Source organism: Microbacterium sp. zg-B185 (genome assembly GCF_030246885.1).
Classification (GTDB): Bacteria; Actinomycetota; Actinomycetes; order Actinomycetales; family Microbacteriaceae; genus Microbacterium.
This window is the reverse complement of record NZ_CP126739.1, coordinates 3,105,566-3,124,841: the sequence shown is the minus strand read 5'-3', so window position 1 is coordinate 3,124,841 and position 19,276 is coordinate 3,105,566. Positions and strand designations below refer to the sequence as shown.

The 19,276-nt window shown below is 70.1% G+C and carries 15 protein-coding genes and 1 pseudogene; 9 read left to right on the top strand and 7 right to left on the bottom strand.

The window, feature by feature from the left end; genetic code table 11:
• Positions 1-175 precede the first annotated feature (175 nt).
• Positions 176-1,810 (bottom strand): FAD-dependent oxidoreductase, encoded by a 1,635-nt coding sequence (locus QNO12_RS14810; protein WP_257501391.1) that lies wholly within the window; start codon positions 1,808-1,810, stop codon positions 176-178.
• Between the two features lie 30 nt (positions 1,811-1,840).
• Positions 1,841-3,730: a Na+/H+ antiporter NhaA gene (nhaA, locus tag QNO12_RS14805; protein WP_257501392.1), complete on the bottom strand. Its 1,890-nt coding sequence runs from the start codon at positions 3,728-3,730 to the stop codon at positions 1,841-1,843.
• A 177-nt stretch (positions 3,731-3,907) separates the two neighbouring features.
• Here nhaA and msrB point away from each other — a divergent pair, with 177 nt between their 5' ends.
• From msrB to QNO12_RS14790, 3 genes are all read left to right on the top strand, one after another.
• Positions 3,908-4,378, top strand: coding sequence for a peptide-methionine (R)-S-oxide reductase MsrB (msrB, locus tag QNO12_RS14800; RefSeq protein ID WP_257501393.1), 471 nt, complete (start codon positions 3,908-3,910; stop codon positions 4,376-4,378).
• Complete coding sequence (gene msrA, locus QNO12_RS14795) at positions 4,375-4,920, top strand: peptide-methionine (S)-S-oxide reductase MsrA (protein ID WP_257501394.1); 546 nt, start codon at positions 4,375-4,377, stop codon at positions 4,918-4,920. The genes msrB and msrA overlap by 4 nt, the downstream gene beginning before the upstream one ends.
• A gap of 224 nt (positions 4,921-5,144) precedes the next feature.
• On the top strand, positions 5,145-8,288 hold the full coding sequence (locus QNO12_RS14790) for a DUF8811 domain-containing protein (protein WP_257501395.1): 3,144 nt from the start codon (positions 5,145-5,147) through the stop codon (positions 8,286-8,288).
• A gap of 138 nt (positions 8,289-8,426) precedes the next feature.
• On the opposite strand, the gene QNO12_RS14785 is transcribed toward QNO12_RS14790, so the two are convergent.
• Positions 8,427-8,879, bottom strand: coding sequence for a pyridoxamine 5'-phosphate oxidase family protein (locus tag QNO12_RS14785; RefSeq protein WP_257501396.1), 453 nt, complete (start codon positions 8,877-8,879; stop codon positions 8,427-8,429).
• Positions 8,880-9,020: 141 nt separating this feature from the next.
• Here QNO12_RS14785 and QNO12_RS14780 point away from each other — a divergent pair, with 141 nt between their 5' ends.
• Positions 9,021-9,677, top strand: coding sequence for a M23 family metallopeptidase (locus tag QNO12_RS14780; protein WP_257501397.1), 657 nt, complete (start codon positions 9,021-9,023; stop codon positions 9,675-9,677).
• Between the two features lie 74 nt (positions 9,678-9,751).
• Positions 9,752-10,066, top strand: coding sequence for a DUF7882 family protein (locus QNO12_RS14775; RefSeq protein WP_257501474.1), 315 nt, complete (start codon positions 9,752-9,754; stop codon positions 10,064-10,066).
• A gap of 200 nt (positions 10,067-10,266) precedes the next feature.
• Here the strand turns inward: QNO12_RS14775 and QNO12_RS14770 are convergent.
• The 3 genes and pseudogenes from QNO12_RS14770 to QNO12_RS14760 form a co-directional block, all read right to left on the bottom strand.
• Positions 10,267-10,569 (bottom strand): annotated as a pseudogene (locus QNO12_RS14770) (DUF7882 family protein); the annotation flags it as partial.
• A gap of 89 nt (positions 10,570-10,658) precedes the next feature.
• Positions 10,659-11,294, bottom strand: a complete 636-nt coding sequence (locus tag QNO12_RS14765; RefSeq protein WP_257501398.1) for an NADPH-dependent F420 reductase — start codon at positions 11,292-11,294, stop codon at positions 10,659-10,661.
• Positions 11,295-11,335: 41 nt separating this feature from the next.
• Positions 11,336-12,544 carry an ROK family transcriptional regulator gene (locus tag QNO12_RS14760; protein WP_306820540.1) on the bottom strand — a complete coding sequence of 403 codons (1,209 nt, stop codon included), beginning with the start codon at positions 12,542-12,544 and terminating at the stop codon, positions 11,336-11,338.
• 100 nt (positions 12,545-12,644) lie between these two features.
• On the opposite strand from QNO12_RS14760, the gene QNO12_RS14755 reads away from it, so the two are divergent.
• From QNO12_RS14755 to QNO12_RS14740, 4 genes are read left to right on the top strand one after another with little or no spacing between them, the layout of a single operon-like run.
• The gene (locus tag QNO12_RS14755) at positions 12,645-13,949 is read left to right on the top strand and encodes an ABC transporter substrate-binding protein (protein ID WP_257501399.1); all 1,305 of its coding nucleotides are present in this window, start codon (positions 12,645-12,647) and stop codon (positions 13,947-13,949) included.
• The gene (locus tag QNO12_RS14750; RefSeq protein ID WP_257501400.1) at positions 13,949-14,941 is read left to right on the top strand and encodes a carbohydrate ABC transporter permease; all 993 of its coding nucleotides are present in this window, start codon (positions 13,949-13,951) and stop codon (positions 14,939-14,941) included. Before QNO12_RS14755 ends, QNO12_RS14750 begins: the two co-directional genes overlap by 1 nt.
• Positions 14,942-15,844 (top strand): carbohydrate ABC transporter permease, encoded by a 903-nt coding sequence (locus QNO12_RS14745; RefSeq protein WP_257501401.1) that lies wholly within the window; start codon positions 14,942-14,944, stop codon positions 15,842-15,844.
• On the top strand, positions 15,841-18,231 hold the full coding sequence (locus tag QNO12_RS14740; protein ID WP_257501402.1) for a beta-xylosidase/alpha-l-arabinosidase: 2,391 nt from the start codon (positions 15,841-15,843) through the stop codon (positions 18,229-18,231). The genes QNO12_RS14745 and QNO12_RS14740 overlap by 4 nt, the downstream gene beginning before the upstream one ends.
• 15 nt (positions 18,232-18,246) lie before the next feature.
• On the opposite strand, the gene QNO12_RS14735 is transcribed toward QNO12_RS14740, so the two are convergent.
• Positions 18,247-19,254 (bottom strand): LacI family DNA-binding transcriptional regulator, encoded by a 1,008-nt coding sequence (locus QNO12_RS14735; protein ID WP_257501403.1) that lies wholly within the window; start codon positions 19,252-19,254, stop codon positions 18,247-18,249.
• Between the last annotated feature and the right edge of the window lie 22 nt (positions 19,255-19,276).

Genomic DNA, 19,276 nt, shown 5'->3' with positions numbered 1-19,276 from the left:
GAGGGAGAGGCCGCGCGTCAGAGGCGCGGGGGATCGTCGGGGGTCGTCGAGGTGAGCGCGGAGCGCTCAGCGACAACAACGACAGGTCAGCACGTGTACACAGTAGCCGCTGCGGCCGGGGTCCGCGACGGGAATCCGTCCCGCGGCTGCGTGCACGCCGACCGGATGCCGCGGCTCAGCTCGCGAGCGCGCGGTGCACCGATGCCACCGCACTGGAGCCTTCGCCGACGGCCGCCGCCACGCGTTTCATGGACCCGCGACGCACGTCTCCGGCGGCGAACACCCGCGGCGTGGAGGTCTCGAACGGCAGGGGTTCCCGGCCCAGGTGCTGCCACTGTTGCAGCGTCTGGGCGGCGACGTCGGTGCCGGTGCGGATGAACCCGTCCTGATCGCGGTCCAGCGTCGTCAGCCATGAGGTCGCCGGCTCCGCGCCGATGAAGCAGAACAGTCCGCGGGCATCGACATCGCCGACGGTGTCGATGGTGACCCGCTCGAGGGCCTCCAGCCCGTCCAGTGCGACCACCCGGGATCCGGTGTGGATCTCCACCCGGGGGTCCTCCATGAGGCGTTCGACCAGGTAGGACGACATCCGGGCGCCGAGATCCCGACCGCGCACGACCAGCCGCACCGGACAGCCGTTGGCTGCAAGGTACAGGGCGGCCTGGCCCGCGGAGTTGGCCCCGCCGACCACCACGACCGGTGCTTCGATGACCTGGCGCAGCTCCAGCTGCGTTGCCGCGTAGTAGATCCCGGCCCGCTCGAAATCCGACCAGCGATCCAGCTCCAGGCGCCGGTAGGCGGCACCGGATGTCACGATCGCGCTGCGGGTGCGGATGATTCGGCCGTCGGTGAGGGTGACATCGAGCAGGTCGCCCGCGGGTTCCAGCTTGACGGCCTCGCACGGCGCGTAGACGCGGACGCCGAACTTGAGGGCCTGCAGCGAGGCCTGACCGATCAGGTCACGGCCGCTGACGCCGAAGGGGAAGCCCAGGAAGTTCTCGATGCGGGATGTCGCCGCGGCCTGACCGCCGGGGGCGACAGCATCCAGCAGGACTGTGCTGAGCCCCTCCGAGGCGCCGTAGATGGCGGCGGCCAGCCCGGCAGGACCGCCGCCGACCACCACGAGGTCCACGATCTCGTCACCGTCGGCCTGGTAGCTCAGCCCCAGGCGCTCGGCGACCATCCCGGGTGTCGCGCGCGTGATCGGCTCGCCCTGGATGAACGCGACCGGAAGGTCGTCGGCGGTCATGCTGTGGCCGGCGAGCGATCCCAGCTCACCCGGCTGCAGCTCGATCGCGGAGTGCACCAGATCGAGCCGCTCCGCGAACCTGCGCAGCGCGAGGAAGTCGCGCGAGGACGTCGGGCCGACCAGCTTGAGGGTCAGTGCCGCCGGCCCCTTGCGCAGCGACTCGCGACGCGCCCAGAGAGCGTGCAGGATCAGGTCGCACAGCTCGTCGTCCTCGTTCATGAGCCTGCGCAGGTCGGTCCGGGTGACTCTCCGGACGCGTCCCGGCTCCGTCATCCGCGCCGAGAGGAACGCTCCCTGACCGTTGAGCAGGCCCAGTTCGCCGACGAACGAGCGCGGGCCGGGCGTGGCCACCACGGCTTCCTCGAGCCACCACAGCGAGTCGCGCACGACCTCCATCCGGCCGGATTCGACCAGGATCATGTCGTATCCGCGGTCGCCCGAGCGGAAGAGGTACTCGCCGGCGCCGGCATCCTCGGGTGTCCCGAAATCCAGCAGTCGGTTCCACTGGGCGTCGGTGAGTTCGGGGCGCTGGAGCGGATCCGGGCTGTCGTCGTCTTCCATGGTCACCAGAATGTCTCGGCCGTACCCGCGCTAGCGGGAAGGGGTGGTGGGCTGTGGTTCCTGCTCGGACTGCTCGAGAGCGCGGATGAGGGACTGGGCGTCGTAGGGACCGGTGTGGCGGCGACCGTTGATGAACAGAGTGGGGACCGAGCTGATGCCCATCGCCTCGGCATCCAGCATGTCGTCGCGCACGCGGCCCGTGACTTCGGGGGAGGTGAGGTCGCGCTCGAACTTCGGCATGTCCAGCCCGAGTCGCCGCGCGAGGCGGATGATGTCGGACGGGCGCTGGTTCTCCTGGTCGGCGAACAGCCCCCGCTCGAAATCGAAGAACTTGCCCTGCAGGGATGCCGCTTCAGCCGCCTCCGCCCCGGCCAGGGCGTTCGGATGCACGGACGTGAGCGGAGCGTGGCGCCAGACGTAACGGAGCCGGTCGCCGAGCTGGCCGTGCACCTCCTGGATGGAACCTGAGGCCTTGAGGCAGAAGCCGCACTGGAAATCGCCGTACTCCACGATCGTGTACGGCGCATCCGCGACGCCGAACACGTGGTCGCGCTGCGGGTCGACGGGTCGCAGCAGGGTCTGGCCCGACTGTGTGTCGGGGTGGATGGCGTCGGAGAGGCGGAAGATGAGGGTCGCGATGATGAAGGCGAGCACGGATGCCGCCAGCACGCCCACGCGCGCCTCGTTCTGCGCTGCGTCGTCGTCGATGGCCAGGTCGACGATGAACAGCGAGATGGTGAACCCGATGCCGCACAGTGCCGCTCCGCCCGCGATGCGGTCGAGGGTCAGGCCCGGGCCGAATTCGCCCAGGCGGAGCAGGCGCAGGATGGCGGTGGAGCCGAACACGCCCAGGAACTTGCCCGCCACCAGGCCGATGACGATGCCCCACGTCAGCGGGGAGTTCATCGCGCCGGCGAGGATCTCGGGGCTGAGCAGGACCCCCGCGTTCGCCAGGGCGAACAGGGGGAGGATGACGTACGCGACGTACGGAGCGTACGCGGACTGCAGCCGCTCATTGATGGAGATCGACTCGCGCAGGCTGTTCGCCGCCGCCCGCGCGTACTGGGTGTTGGGCGACTGGCGGAAGGTGCGCGCCAGATCCAGCGCATGCTCCACGTCGCGGCGGTCGGGGCGGTAGACCGGCACCAGAAGGGCGATGGCGACACCGGCCAGGGTGGGGTGCACGCCGGATGCCAGGAAGGCCAGCCACACGATGACGGCCAGGGTCGCGTAGACCGGCCCGCGCCCGCCACGCAGGTACCGCGTGAAGTAGACCCCGGTCAGTCCTGCCGCGGCGATCAGCAGCGGCACCGGGTTGAAGTTCTCGGTGTAGACGAGGGCGATGATGCTCAGGGCGCCGATGTCATCCACCACGGCGAGGGTCAGCAGGAATACCCTCAGCCGGCCGGGAACGCGCGGTCCGATCAGCGCGAGAGCGCCGACGAGGAACGCCGTGTCGGTCGAGATGACGATGCCCCAGGCGCTCTCGTAGCCGGATCCGGCCGCGATGAACAGGAACAGCAGCGCGGGCACCACGAGGCCGGCGACGGCGGCGATGACCGGCACCAGAGCCCGGGACCAGCTGGTCAGCTCGCCGATCGCGAACTCCCGCCGCACCTCGAGTCCCACCGTGAAGAAGAAGATGGCCATGAGGGCGTCGTTCACCATCGCATGCAGCGTGAAATCGAGTTGCAGGTCAGCCACTCCGACGGTCAGGTGCGTCTCCCAGAGCGTCTCGTACGAGCCCGAGGCGACGTTGGCCCAGACCACCGCGGCCACCGTCGCGATCAGGAGCAGCAGCGCTCCGATGCGGGTCTGCCCCAGCGCCCCGACCTTCTCCGCGATCGAGCGCCGAGTGCGCGAGCGCTGCTCGGCGGGTTCGGGATTCGGAGTCGACTGGGTGCGGGTCACGTCGGACATTTGTGTGCATTCTCCTCGGCTGCCACTACTGCGACAAGTCGAATTCGGTGATCCGAATTCCCGCCCTCGGGTCCGTGGCAACTCACGGCCCGCTCCCAGCTTTGCGGGACCAAAACCGCCCCGACGTCTGTTCTTCTCTACGACGCTGCAGCCAGCCGCGTCACACGAGGAGGAAACGTGTCACAGGACTACCGTGCGACTGCGGATGCTCTCAGTCGCCTCACACCCGCTCAGTACCGGGTCACCCAGGACGACGGCACCGAGCCGCCGTTCCGCAACGAGTACTGGAACAACCACGAGGCGGGCATCTACGTGGACGTCGTCTCGGGTCAGCCGCTGTTCTCATCGACGGACAAGTACGACAGCGGCACCGGATGGCCCAGCTTCACGCGTCCGATCGACGCGCACGCCGTCACCGAGAAGGTCGACCGGACGCTGTGGATGAAGCGCACCGAGGTGCGTTCAGCCGGCGCCGACAGCCACCTCGGTCACCTCTTCGACGACGGACCGAGGGATGCCGGGGGCATGCGCTACTGCATGAACTCCGCGGCGCTGCGGTTCGTGCCCGTCGCAGACCTGGACGAGCAGGGCTACGGTGACTACCGGAGGCTCTTCGAGGACACCACCAATCAGGAGAACGCATCATGACCGATTCAGGCACCATCACCCGGACCCCCGGCACCGAGACGGCCGTACTCGCCGGCGGCTGTTTCTGGGGTGTCGAGGACCTCATCCGCAAGCAGCCCGGCGTGCTGGACACGCGCGTGGGCTACACCGGCGGCAGCAACGACCACGCGACGTACCGCAACCATCCCGGTCACGCCGAGGCGGTGGAGATCGTCTTCGACCCCAGCCAGACCTCGTACCGCGACATCCTGGCGTTCTTCTTCCAGATCCACGACCCGTCGACATTGAACCGGCAGGGCAATGACATCGGATCCAGCTATCGCTCGGCCATCTTCCCGCTCACACCCGAGCAGGAGGAGATCGCCCGCGAGACGATCGCCGACGTGGACGCCTCCGGGCTCTGGCCCGCCAAGGCCGTCACCACCATCGAGCCGGCCGGCCCGTTCTGGGAGGCCGAGCCCGAGCACCAGGACTACCTGCAGCGGATCCCGCACGGCTACACGTGCCACTTCGTGCGGCCCGGTTGGGTGCTGCCCAAGCGCGACGCGGCCACGACCGTCTAGTCGCAGTGTGCAAGGCAGGGCCGGAGCATCCGATGCTCCGACCCTGCCGTCGTCGTGGTGCGCCCAGGGCGCATGCGTCGCGCTGCCGGACGCCGTGGACCGGAGCCGAAAACGCATTGCCTTGTCGCCGGAGGCGCACATAGACTCGTGCCGCTGCCTGGCAGCCGCGACTCGGACGAGGCCGTTCGATTCGGGTCGTCACGACCTCAACCCCCGGGAGTGTCATGAACCGTCGCCTCCGCACGCTCGTCACCGGTCTCGTCGCCGCGGTCGCCGTCCCCGCCCTCGTCTTCGGCTCCTCCGCGGCGTGGGCAGACGACCCGATATCGCCACCCACTCTGCCGGACGCGGTCACCGACGACGGATCGACCTCCCCAGGTCCGCGCGGGCTCGCGGACTCGCTGCGCAGGGCCAGCGGAACGGTCCAGGTCAGCGTGCGGCTCGCGGAGCCCGCGATCGCCGAGTCGCTCCCTGAGGGCGCCCTCGCGGAGGGCAATGTGCCGGGCCAGGCCGATCAGCTCGCCCAGAAAGACAAGGTCGCCGCCCAGCAGGACCAGTTCCTCGCCGAAGCGAGCGGCCTCGGCGTCACCGAACTGGGCCGCACCGACCTGGCGGCCAACCTGGTGGTGCTGTCGGTGGACGCGGCCGCGCTCGCGGACATCGCGGCGCTGCCCAACGTGCTGTCGGTCAGGCCGATCCGCACCTATGAGACCCACGCCACCCCGGCGGAGGATGCCCAGTCCGGCAGCCTCGCCCAGGCGATCGACTACGTGCAGGCGCGGCCGCTGCATGAGGCCGGTTTCGACGGAACCGGCGTGAAGGTCGCCGTGCTGGACTCCGGCATCGACTACACGCACGCGAACCTCGGCGGCCCGGGTGATCTGGCGATCACCGACGAGTGCTTCGCAGGCGCGGCGGCCGCCCCGGTCGGCGTATGCGCGACGCTGTTCGGACCGGACGCGCCGAAGGTCAAGGGTGGAATCGACTTCGTCGGCGGGGAGTGGCCGAACGGCCCCGCGGTCACCGACCCGAACCCGATCGACGCGGGTTCGGACGCCGGCCACGGAACGCACGTCGCCGACATCATCGGCGGCCGCAGTGCCGACGGGAGCCACCTGGGCATCGCGCCGGGCACGGATCTCTACGCCGTCAAGGTCTGCTCATCCGTGTCCACCTCGTGCGACGGCGTGGCGATGCTGCTCGGGATGGACTGGTCGCTGGATCCCAATGGCGACGGCGACATCTCGGACGCCGTCGACGTGGTCAACATGTCGCTGGGCTCCTCGTACGGGCAGGAGCAGGATGATTCCACGACGACCGCCGACAACCTGGTGAACGCCGGCGTGGTGGTCGTGGTCTCGGCCGGCAACTCCGCGGACCGGCCGTTCATCGTCGGGTCACCGTCTTCGGCAGCCGGCGTGATCAGTGTCGCGCAGACTGCTCTTCCGGATGATCGGCAGTGGGTGATCAAGCCGGACGCCGGTCCGGCGATCACCAACGCGGTCCTGCAGACCTGGTCGCCGGCGCCGACGTCCGTGGTCACCGGGCCGCTGGCCCGGCCGACCGATGAGGGCGGCGTCGGCTGCTCGGCCGAGGCGTTCGCGTCCTTCCCCGGCGGGGCTGTCGCGCTGGTCCAGCGCGGAGGGTGCAACGTGTCGGACAAGGCGGTGTTCGCTCAGGATGCCGGCGCCAGCGCGGTCATCATCTACAACAACGCCCCCGGCGACCCGCCCAGCTTCAGCTTCGGCAGCGCCGTCCCGGTCGTCGTTCCGACCTTCAGCATCTCGCAGGCGACCGGCCTGCGGCTCATCCAGGACGGCGCCGCGAGCGTGACCATCGACCCGGCGGACGCGGTCGCTCTGACCAACACGATCGTCGGCACCTCCAGCCGTGGCACCACGATCGACGGTCAGCGCGCGAAGCCCGACATCGGGGCGCCAGGCGCGTGGCTGTCGGCCGAGACTGGCACCGCCACTGAGGAGACCAACTTCGGCGGCACCTCCGGCGCGGCACCGGTCGTGTCCGGTGCGGCTGCACTGCTGCTCGACAAGTTCGAGGGTGCGACCCCCGCGGTCATCAAGGCACGTCTGCTCAACGGTGCGGACAACACGAACCGCACTCCCACCGCAGACGGCTTCATCACCACTCCGATCTCGCGGGTCGGTGCCGGCGAGGTCCGAGTTGCGCCCTCCGCCGACGCGGTCGGCGTGCTGGCCACCGCCGGAACGGGCGGCAACGTCGGGCTGGGCATCCCGTCCGTGACGAAGGTGTACAAGACCGACGTCGAGCTCACGCTCACCAACACCTCGGACGAGAATCTCAGGTACGCGTTCGCGGTCAGCTACCGCGACGAGGCGGATCGGGCCACCGGCGCGGTCACCATCCGCACCGCTCCGGAGAACGTGATCGTTCCGAAGGGCAAGACGCAGACGGTCAAGGTGCTGGTCAGCATCGACGCCTCGAAACTGCCGGACTGGCCGTTCGACAGCGTCGGCGCGACTGGCGGGGACGGCTCGCTGCTGAACGGCCCGGAGTTCGACGGCTGGATCACCGCCACCTCCGACGTGGACAGCGTGAAGGTCGGCTGGACCGTGCTGCCGAAGAAGGCCGCCGAGGTGAGCGCGGATTCGACGGTCAAGCTCAAGAAGTCCGGCGACGGTTCGCTCAAGCTGAAGAACAGCTCGCTGGTCGCGGCCGGCGACGTGGAGCTGTTCGCCCTGACCGGCACCAGCCCGGAGTACCCCGACCCCGCTCCGGGGGAGCCCGGTTCGCCCGGCAGCAACGCCGCCGTCATCGACCTGGCCGCGGTCGGTGTGCGCGACGGCGGGGGCGGGACGGTTCAGTTCGCCGTCGCGACCTACGATCGCCGCACCGTCCTGCCGTACCCGGCGGAGTTCGACATCTATGTGGATGCGGACAACGATGGGGCCGACGACTACGTCCTGTACAACGCCGAGGTCGGCGGGTTCGGTGTCACGGGGCAGACGGCCGTCTACGTCGCGGACCTGAACACCGGTGGGTCATCCGCGTACTTCTACGTGGATGGCGGGTTCGACTCGGCGACGCAGATCTTCACTGCGCCGCTGGAGGCGCTCGGCATCGCACCCGGACAGACGTTCGGATACAGCGTCTACGCGTACGACAACTACTTCAGCGGCGCACAGACGGACGCCATCGAGGATCAGACGTACACGTGGGGCGAGGCGAAGTACACCCCGACCGGAACCGTCACCGTCCCGGCGAAGGGGCGGGCCACCGTCGCCGTCCAGGCGACCGGTTCCACGGCGCCTTCCACGCAGACCGGGCTGTTGCTGCTCTACCGCACCGCCGCCGAGAACGACTTCGGCGTCGTGCAGATCACCCCGTAACCCGCGCACGGGCCGGGCGTCGTACGGCGCCCGGCCCGTCCGCTCGCGCATCCGGCGCGCAGGTGCCCGACCTGCGGGCTCCTGCTCAGCCCGCCCGCCTGCGGGCTCATGCTCAGCGCACCGCCTGCGGGCTCCTGCTCAGCTCGCCGGCCCGCCGTCGACCACGTCGTAGCGGTCCGGCTCCGGCGAACGGGCGAAGAGGCGTCCGCTGACCCGCGTCGGGACGACGCGCACCCAGCGGTACTTGAGGGTCGGGATCCACGGTTGCAGCGGCAGCTGGTCGGCGGCATCGATGTCCCGTTGCAGCTCGAGGCGCTCGGCCACTCCCTTCACGACCACGCTTGCCGCTGCAGCGTCGTCGTAGCGGTCCGCCTCCAGCGCAACGCGCGGGTTCGCGGTCAACGCGGCGAGCTTCGACCCCGGCGAGGTCCGGAAATAGAGGGCACCCTCGGACACCACGAAATTCAGCGGGAAGATGTCGACCTCCTCGCCGACGCACAGCGCCAGCCTGCCCACCTGCGCATGCTCGAGCAGGTGCCAGCACTCGTCTTCGGTCATCTCTGTCACGGCTTCGTCTGAGAATTCCGGCATGTGAGTCCTCCGATCGGTCAGGTGGCGCCCGCGCCACACACGTCGCGGGCACTCCAGCCAACCCCACCGGCGGTCCCCGCGCCAGGTGTCCGGTCGCTCACCGGCTGGACTTCAGGGTCCGGGCGGGAAGAGGATGGGCCGATGAGGCCCGTCGTCCTGGAGCTTCCCTTCCGCGGCACGTGGCGGGCCGAGATGAGCCCGGCCCGCAGGGTGCCCAGTCACGGAACGCACCTGTTCGGCGTCACCTACGCGATCGACTTCGTCGCCGTGGATGCGCGCGGCAGGTCCGCGCCGCCCGGGTGGCGGGCGGTGCTGGGCTCCGAGGAGCCGGCGACCTTCCGCGGCTTCGGGCAACCGGTCCTCGCCCCCGCGGCGGGGACGGTCGTCTCCGTCCACGACGGCGAACCCGACCACGTCGGGAGGCGATCGCCGCTGACGCTGCTGCCGTACCTGCTCGGGCAGGCCGCGCGGGTCCGGGCGGGGATCGGGGCGATCGCCGGCAACCACGTGGTCATCGCGCTCGGCCCGGCCGGACCGTTCGTGACCCTCGTGCACCTGAGGCTGGGCAGCCCGCAGGTGGAGGTCGGCGACGTCGTCGCGGTCGGCGACTCGCTCGCGGAATGCGGCAACTCCGGCAACAGCACTCAGCCGTGCGTACACGTGCAGGTCACCGACTCAACGGACTGGAACCGAGCGCGCGGCCTGCCCATCGTGTTCCGGGGCTACCGCAGCCTGACCTCAGGCGAGGTCGTCGGGCACGGCATCCCCGGGGAGTCGGAGATCGTCGAAGCCCTGTGACCGACAGGCGACACCCGGCGCGGACAGCGGGCATGGGCACGCGGAACCGCGCACGCCCGACTAGGCTCGTGGTCATGGGCAGGTTCATTTACGACACGATGGCAAACTCGGTCGACATCGATGATCGGACGCTTGCGCATCTTCGCATCGTGGTGATGAACAAGCTGCGCCGCACCGAGGCTTTCATGTTCGATGTCGAGGTGGGCGACGGCAGCGGCCGGCGCAGCTTCTGGATGCACCCGTCGGTCCCGATTCAGTTCCACTTCTTCGGTAGCCGCAATCCGCGCATCAACCGCGCCTGGATCGAGGACCTGATGCAGGTCGCGAGCGGACCGAACGGGCTGACGATCACGCCGGAGCCGTCGGAGGAATCACTCCCCGAGGAGTGAGCGCGCTCGCGCCGTGGGAGCGGTCAGTTCTTCTCGGGTGCCGCGAGCTCGGAGGTCTGCAGCACGTCGTGGCCAGTGGTCAGACTCGACCCGCCGACCTCGTTGCCGCCGACCGTGAGCTTGTCGATCGACAGCTCCTCGACCTCGACCTTGGCCACCGCCAGCGCGGGATCGCTCGGCTCGATGACCTCGACCGGCCCGGTGTCGAAGTGCTCGGCGATCAGCGTGATGCCGCCCGATGAGTTCGCCGAGCTCGCGAGCTCTTCGATCCATTCCCGACTGAGAGTCGCGGGCTCGGGGTCGTCGAACACGAAGCGCATCGGGATCGACGGGTGCAGCCAGATGGTGCTGCGACCGCGCGGCTGGCCGTCGGGATGCCGCCACGTCACGGTGAAGCTCTCGCTGCGCCGGAGCTTGGTGGCGATGACGACCTTGAGGTGCGCCAGCGCGCGATCCTCGATGTGAATCGGGGTGGCCGATCCGCCGTAGTAAATGGTGCCCACCGAGATACCCTAAGCCCTACGGGGCGCGCCGCGAACTCCACAGGGCGATCCTGTGGCGAATCTCCCTTTCAGAACAGCGCGATTCGGCGTCAGCGGGTCGCCCGCGCCAGGTTCTGCACCATCTCGTCGCGCGTCTGGACCGCCCCATACGCGGGCTGGTCGCGCTCGACGCGCCAGCTTTCCGCGAGCGGGCCGATGCTCACTGCGTCGAACCCGAATTCTCCGTACAGCTCGGCGACGAGGGCGGCCGCATCCGGAAAGTCGCTGGCCGTGGCCAGCGCGCGGCGGCCGGGCGTGCCGGCAGGTGAACCGGTCGTGCGGATGTCGCCCGCGGTGATGTGGTTGAACCCCTTCGCGACCTTCGATTCGGCCAGATGCTCCTGCAGCAGGCCGCTGGAGGTCGCCTTCTTCTCGTCGAGGGCGGCGATACGGCCATCGCGCTCCCAGTAGTAGTTGTTCGTGTCCACCACGATCTTTCCCGCGAGTGGGGCGACCGGAAGGTCCCGGTACGCCGTGAACGGGACGGCGACGATGACGAACTCGCCCTGGGTGGCGGCATCCGTCGCCGTGCCGGCGGTGGCATGATCGCCCAGTTCGGCAACCAAGGGAGCCAGCGATTCGGGCTCCCGGGAGTTGCTGATCACCACGTCATAGCCGCGGTCGATGAGCCCACGAGCCAGCGTCGAGCCGATGTGTCCTGCGCCGATGATGCCCACACGTGTCATGCGGAGAGCAACGCCGCACGATCGGGTTCATTCCCGCGCGGTCATCCCGCTGCTGCGCCGAGGACACCGGGATCGGCGAGCAGGTCGGCGAACGCGGCCTCGGCCGCGCCGATCAGCAGGCGGTTCTCGGCGAGGACCGCGACGCGGATCGCGAGGCCCTCCATGCTCGCCGGCATCGCATGGGCTCCCACCGCGGCGGTGAGCCCGTCCAGGTCGCGCTCGGCGATGGTGGCGAGGAATCCGCCGAGCACCACCACCGACGGGTTCAGGACGTTGACGGCGTTGGCCAGGGCTGTGGCCAGGATGCCGCGTTGACGCGCGAGTTCGGCGATCGCGTCCGGCAGCGTGGTGGCTTCCAGCAGCGCGGCCAGGGTGGGCTCGTCGGCGGACGGGCGGCCGACGACGGCGAGCAGACGTGCGCGGCTCACTTCGTCCTCGAGGGCGCCGTCGCGAGCGCGCCGGTCGCGGTCGGACGCGATCCCGGGTCTGTTCTGGCCGAACTCACCGGCGTAGCCGCCGGCGCCGGCCACCGGCATCCCGTGCACGATCAGCCCGCCGCCGATGCCGCTGGCACCGCCGTTGAGGTAGACGATGTTGTCGATACCGCGTGCCGCGCCGTACAGGTGCTCGGCGATGGCACCGAGGCTCGCGTCGTTGCCCACGACGGTGGGCAGGCCGGTCGCCTCCGCGACCAGGTCGCGGATCGGGGCGTCGGTCCACCCCAGGTGCGGCGCGTTGCGCACGAGCCCGTCGGCGGCGCGGACCAGCCCGGGAACGGCCAGGGCCACCGCCACGATGCGCGCGTCGGCCAGTTCCGCCGCGCGCCAGGCCGAGATGCGCTCGGCGACGAGCGCAGCGGTCTCTTCGGGACCGATCAGGTGGTCCAGATCGATGCGCTCACGGATCGGGATGCCTCGGTCCAGCCCGACCGCGGCGATCGTGAGCGCGTCGACCTCGGGGTTGACCGCGATCGTCAGCACGCGGGGATCGACCGCGACGACGGGGGAGGGGCGCCCGACGCGTCGGGATCTGTCCGGTGCGTGCTCCTGGACCAGCCCCTGCTGCGCGAGCTGCGATACCAGGTCGGCGATGGTCGAGCGGTTCAGCCCGGTCGTCTCGGTCAGCACCGCGCGGGAGAGGGGGCCTTCCAGGTGCACCAGCCGAAGGATGCGCGCGAGGTTGCGTTGGCGCACGCCGTCCGCCGTCTGTTCGCTCACTCGTCCCACTGTAGGAGATCGAATCGTGATCATCTCCACATTTGTTGGCCTTGACCACGAATACGTCACGCCATATATTGAGCGAATCAGATCACTTTCGACCACGACGTCGAAACTTTCGGAAGGTTCAAGGATGAACGTACGCAGCAAGACGCGGCTTGCCGCGGGCCTGGCCGCCGTCGGCCTGGCCGTCGGCACGCTGGCCGGGTGTTCCGCCGGGGGCGGCGGAGACGAGGGCGGGGGCGGCGACGGCGAGCAGATCACGCTCACGTGGTGGCACAACGCCACCAACGGGCCGCTTCCGGACGTGTGGGAGGCGGTGGCCACCGAGTTCGAGGAGGCCAACCCCGGCGTCACGGTGGAGCAGACCGGCTATCAGAACGAGGAGCTGCAGCGCACCCTCATCCCCAACGCATTGGCCGCGGGCGACCCGCCGGACCTGTTCCAGGTGTGGCCGGGCGGCGAGCTGCGCGACCAGGTCGACAACGAGTACCTCATGCCGCTGGATGACCTCATCCCGGAGACCATCGAGAGCGTCGGCGCGACGGCCTACCCGTGGCAGGTGGATGGGGTCACCTACGCCGTCCCGTTCACGTTCGGCATCGAGGGCTTCTGGTACAACAAGGACCAGTTCGAGGAGGCAGGTGTGGAGGTGCCCGAGACCTTCGATGACCTCGTCACCGCCGTCGGCACCCTCCGCGAGGCCGGGTTCACCCCCATCGCGGTCGGCGCCGGAGCGGGCTGGCCGGCGGCGCACTGGTGGTACCAGTTCGCCATGAAGTCCTGCTCGCCGGAGACCCTGGAGGCTGCGGTGAGCGAGTTCGACTTCAGTGACCCGTGCTGGGTCGAAGCGGGCGAGCAGCTCCAGGAGTTCATCGGCATCGAGCCGTTCCAGGAGGGCTACCTCGGCACCGTTCCGCAGGAGGGTGCCGGCAGTTCGGCGGGCATGATCGCCAACGGCCAGGCGGCCATGGAGCTGATGGGCCACTGGAACGTCGGCACCATCGGCGGCCTCGCCCCCAACGAAGAGGTTCCGGAGTTCCTGGGCTGGTTCCCGTTCCCGGCGATCGAGGGTGCGGCGGGCGACCCGTCGGCCGCGCTGGGCGGCGGCGACGGCTTCGGCTGTTCTGCGACCGCTCCGCCGGAGTGCGCCGATCTGCTGGCCTACATCATGAGCGAGGACGTGCAGAAGCGCTTCGCCGAAAGCGGCTCCGGCATCCCGACCGTGCCCGGCGCGATCTCTGCGGTGGAGGACCCGAACCTCAGCCTGGTCGCCGAGGGCCTGGCGGACTCGTCGCTCGTGCAGATCTGGCTCGACACGGCGCTCGGCACGACCGTCGGGAACGCGATGAACGAGGGGATCGTCAACCTCTTCGCCGGCAACGGCACCCCGCAGGACATCGTCACGCGCATGCAGGATGCGGCGGCAACACTGTAATGACCGCCGTCAGCACGCCCGGGTCCGCGGTCTCCGCGGGCCCGGGCCGCGCATCGCGCACGCGTCCCCGTTCGGGGGCGGTGCGCAAGCGCGTCGAGATCACCCTCTTCCTGACCCCCGCGCTGGTGCTGTTCCTGGGGTTCGTCATCCTGCCCGTGGTGCTGGCCGCGGTGTACAGCCTGTTCAACCTGCCGCCGGCGTTCCGCTGGGACCACCTGGCCGACCCGGACCGGTTCGTCGGCCTGGCCAACTACACCCGGGCGCTGAATACCCCGGAGTTCCAGCGCGCGATCGCCAACACCTTCTTCATCCTGTTCATGTCACTGCTGGTGCAGGGTCCGGTCGCGATCGCCGTCGCGCTGATGCTGAACCGGCGGATGAAGGGACGCGGCGTCTTCCGCCTGCTCATCTTCGTGCCGTACGTGCTGGCAGAGGTCATCGCAGGCCTTTCCTGGCGGCTTCTGCTGCAGCCCGGTGGGGGCGTGAACGCCATGCTGGAAGGCCTCGGACTGGGATTCCTCCGCCAGAACTGGCTGGCCGATCCTGCCATCGCGCTGTGGACCATCTTCTTCATCCTGACCTGGAAGTACATCGGCTTCGCCATCCTGCTGATGCTGGCCGGGCTCCAGGGCGTCCCCGAGGAGCTGGCCGAGGCGGCACAGATCGACGGCGCCACGTGGTGGCAGACGCAGCGCTACATCACCCTCCCTCTGCTGGCCCCCACGATCCGCATCTGGGCGTTCCTGTCCATCATCGGCTCGCTTCAGGTGTTCGACATGATCTGGGTCACCGTCGCTCCGGCCGTGCGCCGCATCGCCACCGAGAGCATGGCCACCTACATGGTCCAGCAGGGCCAGTTCGCCGGCCAGCCCGGCTACGGCAGCGCCATCGCCGTCATCCTCTTCGTCATCTCACTCGTCGTCGCGCTGGTCTACCAGCGCTTCGCGCTCCGCCGAGACCTCGCCGGATCCATCACTCGGGGGGTTCACTAGATGTCCGCCACCACCACCGCGCCGGCCGAGACCGAGTCCGGGGAGCAGCCGACGCCGCCCCGCTCGCCGCGTGTGTTCGACCGGGGACAGCCGTTCGTCTATCTCGTGGCGCTCGTGGTCGCCGCCGTTGCCGTCGGTCCCGTCCTGTACGTCTTCATCGGCGGCTTCCGCACCACCGTCGACATCAATGCCAACCCCGCCGGACTGCCGGATCCGTGGGTCTTCGAGAACTGGGCCGCCGTGCTGAGCGCCCCCCGCTTCTGGGGCAACGTCGCCGCGAGCGTCATCCTGGCCACCGCCACCACCGCCGGTGCGGTGGTGGCGGGGCTCATGGCGGCGTTCGTCATCGCCCGCTACAACTTCCGCGGCCGGCAGGGACTGTACACGCTCTTCGCCGCCGGACTGATGTTCCCGCTGACCGTCGCGGCGCTGCCGCTGACGCTGCTGCTGCGCACGCTCGGACTGCACGGGACCTACCTGGGCGTCATCATCCCCGGCATCGCGTTCGCGCTGCCGACGACCATCATCATCCTCGTGCCCTTCCTGCGTGCGATCCCCGAAGAGCTGGAGGAGGCGGCCGTGATCGACGGCGCCTCGCGGCTGGTCTTCTTCTGGCGCATCCTCCTGCCGCTGTCCAAACCCGGCCTGGTCACCGTCGGGGTCCTCGCCTTCGTGGCGAGCTGGAACGGGTATCTGCTGCCGCTGCTGGTGATCAGCACCGGGTCGCTGCCGCAGGAGTGGTGGCCGCTTCCCCTGGGGGTCACCCAGTTCTCCAGCCAGTACTCGCAGAACACCGGCGCGGTGCTGGCCTACACCTCGCTGGCGATGATCCCGGCACTGGTGTTCTTCCTGCTCGCCGAGAAGCGCATCGTCGGCGGACTGACCGGGGCGGTGAAGGGATGACCCTTTCAGACCAGACCGGCCCCCAGGCGGTGCGGGGCTCGGACGCGGTGATGCCGCCCTGGCGTGACGTGACGCGTTCGATCGAAGACCGCGTCGACGCGCTGATGGCCGAGATGACGGTCCGCGAGAAGGTTGCGCAGCTGTACGGGGTCTGGGTCGGCGCATCGGCCGACGGGGAAGATGTCGCGCCGCACCAGCACGAGATGAGCGAGCCCATCGACCTGGACGCGCTGCTGCCGTCCGGCCTCGGCCAGCTCACGCGCCCCTTCGGCACCGCACCGGTGGATCCGGCGCTGGGCGCGCTGTCGCTGATGCGCGCACAGCAGCGGATCGCCGCGGCGAACCGCTTCGGCATCCCCGCGATCGCGCACGAGGAGTGCCTCGCCGGCTTCGCGACCTGGGGAGCGACCGCGTACCCGGTGCCGCTCAGCTGGGGTGCGACCTTCGACCCCGCCCTGATCCAGGAGATCGGCGCGCGGATCGGCGCCGATATGCGCGCGCTGGGGGTGCACCAGGGACTCGCCCCCGTCCTGGACGTCGTGCGCGATGCGCGGTGGGGTCGCGTCGAGGAGACCATCGGCGAGGACCCGTACCTGGTCGGGACGGTCGCCACGGCGTACATCCGCGGACTCGAGTCCGCCGATGTCGTGGCCACGCTCAAGCACTTCGTGGGCTACTCCGCCTCCCGGGCGGGCCGCAACCTCGCGCCCGTCTCAGTCGGTCCGCGAGAACTCGCGGACGTGCTGCTGCCCCCGTTCGAGATGGCCGTGCGCGAAAGCGGCGTGCGCTCGGTGATGAACGCCTACACGGACATCGACGGGGTCGCCACTGCGGCCGACCCGGCGCTGCTGACCCGGCTCCTCCGCGACACGTGGGGCTTCGACGGGACCGTGGTCGCCGACTACTTCGCGATCGGATTCCTCACCCAGCTGCACGGCGTGGCCGAGGACTGGGTGGACGCCGGGCGGCTCGCCCTGACCGCCGGCATCGACGTGGAGCTGCCGACGGTCAAGGCTCTGTCCGAGCCGTTCGTCGCCGCGGTGCAGGAGGGCCGCGTCGACGGCGCGCTCGTGGACCGGGCGTCGCGTCGAGTGCTTCGGCAGAAGGCCGAATTCGGGATGCTCGACCCCGAGTGGAGCGCAGCGCCCGACGCGCTCCTCGGGGTCGAGTCCGACTCGCCCGCCGCCCTGCGCGGACGCGTGGACCTGGACTCCGCCGACAATCGGGCGCTCGCGCGGCGGGTCGCCGAGAGCGCGGTCGTGCTGCTCAGCAACGACGGCACGCTTCCGCTCGCGCCGTCGCGTCGCATCGCCGTCGTCGGACCCACCGCCGAGGACCCGTACGCGGTCCTCGGCTGCTACTCGTTCCCGTCGCACGTGGGCGTGCATCACCCTGAGGTGCCGATCGGCATCGAGCTGTCCACCCTGCGCGAGGCGATCGCGGCGGAGTTCCCCGACGCCGATGTGACGTACGAGCCGGGCACCACCGTGGACGGCGGCGAGACCGACGGGTTCGACGCGGCGGTGGCCGCGGCATCCGTCGCCGACATCGTCGTCCTCGCGCTCGGCGACCGTGCCGGCCTGTTCGGGCGCGGCACCAGCGGCGAGGGATGCGATGCGGAGAGTCTGGCGCTGCCGGGCGCGCAGGGTGCTCTGCTGGAGGCGATCCTCGCCGCCGGAACGCCGACCGTCGTGACGCTGCTGGCCGGCCGGCCCTACGCGCTCGGCACCGGTGTGGAGTCCGCCGCCGCGATCATCCAGACCTTCTTTCCGGGAGAGGAGGGCACCGGTGCGATCGCGGGCGTGCTCAGCGGGCGGGTCAATCCGTCCGGGCGGCTGCCCGTCAGCGTTCCGGCCACCCCCGGCGCACAGCCGTCCACGTACCTTGCGGCCCCCTTGGCCCGCCGCAGCGGGGTGTCGAACATCGACCCCAGCCCGGCGTTCCCGTTCGGCCACGGCATCGGCTACTCGTCGTTCGTCTGGTCGGATGCCGCGGCATCCGCCGACGCCGTCGGAACCGACGGCCGTGTCACGGTCTCGCTCCGGGTCGGCAACGCCGGCGACCGCGACGGCACCGAGGTCGTGCAGCTGTACCTGCGCGACCCTGTGGCCAGCGTCGTGCGTCCCGTGCAGCGGCTGATCGCCTTCGCGCGGCTGGACCTCGCCGCGGGCGCGGCCGCCCGGGTGCGCTTCACCGTGCCCGCCGACCTGGCGAGCTTCACCGGAGTGGACGGGGTGCGCATCGTCGAGCCGGGCGAGATCGTCCTCGGGTTCGGCCGCTCGAGCGGTGACATCGTCCAGGAGCTGTCGGTGCGGCTCAGCGGACCTGTCCGCCCGGTCGATCACACCCGGGCGCTGCACGCCGACGTCGTGGTCGAGGAGCTCTGACGCGGGTCCGTCGGATCAGCCGAGGTGGCGGGCGGTGCTGCCGCGCACCACCAGGTGGGTGGCAAGATCCATGCGCAGCGTCTCCACCTCGGCGCCGTCGGCCAGGCGGAGGACGAGGCGCGTGGCCTCTTCGCCCATGCGCTTCAGAGGCTGATGCACGGTGGTCAGCTGCGGGCTCATCCAGCGGGCCAGCGCGATGTCGTCGTAACCCACCACCGACAGGTCGCCCGGCACGCTGAGCCCGGCCGCGGTCCCCGCGGCGATGACGCCCAGCGCCTGCAGGTCGCTGCCGGCGAAGATCGCCGTCGGGGGGTCGGGCAGGGCCAGCAGGTCCCGCCCATGGGCTTCGCCGCCGCCCGGATGGAAGTCGCCGAAGCGGATCCAGGTCGGATCGATCGGCAGCCCGGCCGCGTTCATCGCCGACCGGTAGCCGTCGACGCGGGCCAGCGAGCACATCATGTCCTCCGGCCCGGTGATCGCCGCGATGCGGCGATGGCCGAGCTCGATCAGGTGGCGCGTGGCCATCAGGCCTCCCGACCAGTTCGCCGAGCCGACCGAGGGGACCTCCGGTGAGGGGTCGCCGGCGGGATCGACGATCACGAACGGGATGCCGCGGGAGCGCAGCTTGTCGCGGTGCGGGGCCGCGATGTCCGAGAACACCAGCACCACGCCGGTCGGGCGGCGTCGCAGGACGCCGTCGATCCACTCCGGCGCCGGCGAGTGCCGATCCCCGCTCACGGTCAGCACCACCGACAGCCCGGCGGCATGGGCGACCTCTTCGACGCCCTCGATGACCTCCATCGACCAGCTGCTCTCCAGCTCGTGGAAGACCAGTTCGAGGATGTCGGTGCGCTGGCTCACCCGGCGCCGCGTGTAGCCGTGGCGGGCGAGGTGCTCCTCCAGACGGGCGCGCGTGCCCGCGGCGACGTCGGCGCGGCCGTTGAGGACTTTCGACATCGTGGCCAGGGACACGCCCGCTTCCGCCGCGATCTCGGCGAGCGTGACGCGCGTCGGAGCTTTCATATCTCGATCCTACGTTCCGCGG